Genomic DNA, 1,309 nt, shown 5'->3' with positions numbered 1-1,309 from the left:
ACAAACTAATTCGTCGACTATGACACACTGTTGAGTTCTCAAGAATCAGACGCACTCGCACCGGACCCTCGCGGGCCGGCTGCGGGGCAACCTGCAGAAACTTACCGGTTCCGCTTCGCCTGGTCAACTTGGCCGACCTGACTGCAACGGATCCGCACCCCGGACGCACCGCTCCCCTTCGGTGTGGCCTCTCGGCCCGAGGGGGAGCCGCTCTCCGCGGCGAGAAGGAACATTACCAGCGCCCCGCGGTCGTGCCAAACCGGGCGTCTCCCCCACCTGGATCCGCCCTCAGCAGCGCCTCAACGGCGCCTCAACGGCGCCGCCGGACGGTACGCCGACACGGTCGGCTCGCCGGTCAGCCAGAACCGCCACGGACGGTCGGGCGCGCCGCGCAGCCCCACGCGGGGACCGGTCGAGACGTCCGCGGCCGGTTCCCCGAGCGTCAGGGTCACCGGGCCGGCCACCAGGTCGGTGCCGTCGTGGTCCAGCTCGATGCCGAGGGCGCTGCACAGGCGCGCCGGGCCCCGCGCCAGGTCGCGGTCGCTCGCGCGTGGGCGGCGCTCGCGCGCCAGCTCGAGGCCGTCGACGATCTCCCCGGCTCGGACGAGCACCGCGCTCGAGGTGCCCTCGGGGCCACACACCACGTTGCAGCACACGTGCATGCCGTAGGTGAAGTAGCAGTACAGGTGACCCGGCGGCCCGAACATCACCGCGTTGCGCCGGGTCCGCCCTCGGTAGGCGTGCGAACCGGGATCGTTCGCGCCGTCGTACGCCTCGACCTCGGTGATCCGGACCACGACGTCACCGTGCCTGAGCACGGCACCGAGCAGCCGCGGAGCGACCTCAAGGACCGGTCCGGCGAGCAGCGCGGGGAGCTCAGGTGAGCCGGGCACGGTGTCCGGCGACGAGGGCGGTCAGGTCGTCGAGCTGCTCGCGCACCCGGGCCGGGGCGGTGCCGCCACGGCCGTCGCGGGAGGCGACCGAGCCCTCGACGGTGAGCACGTCGCGAACGCCCGGTGTGAGTGCGGGCGAGATCTCGGCGAACTGCTCGTCGGTCAGGTCCGCGAGCTCGATGCCGAGCTCCTCGCACCGGCGCACGCACGCGCCGGCGAGCTCGTGGGCCACCCGGAACGGCACGCCCTCGCGGACCAGCCACTCGGCGACGTCGGTCGCGAGCGAGAACCCCTGGGGCGCCAGCTCGGCCATCCGGTCGGTGTCGAAGACGAGCGTCGCGACCATCCCCGTGAACGCCGGCAGCAGCACCTCGAGGGTGTCGACGGAGTCGAAGACCGGCTCCTTGTCCTCCTGG

Annotated in this window: 1 protein-coding gene and 1 pseudogene; both read right to left on the bottom strand. The window is 72.3% G+C overall.

Annotation, left to right across the window (positions count from 1 at the left end; all coding sequences use genetic code 11):
• Positions 1–299: 299 nt before the first annotated feature.
• Positions 300–893 (bottom strand): DNA-3-methyladenine glycosylase, encoded by a 594-nt coding sequence (locus Q0L15_RS09240; protein ID WP_296603825.1) that lies wholly within the window; start codon positions 891–893, stop codon positions 300–302.
• A pseudogene (locus Q0L15_RS09235) lies at positions 877–1,309 on the bottom strand (argininosuccinate lyase); the annotation flags it as partial. The gene Q0L15_RS09240 and the pseudogene Q0L15_RS09235, both read right to left, overlap by 17 nt.

It is taken from the genome of Nocardioides sp., from assembly GCF_024509035.1.
Lineage (GTDB): Bacteria > Actinomycetota > Actinomycetes > Propionibacteriales > Nocardioidaceae > Nocardioides.
Note: the sequence above shows the minus strand (reverse complement) of the source record. Positions and strands in the feature narration are given on the sequence as shown.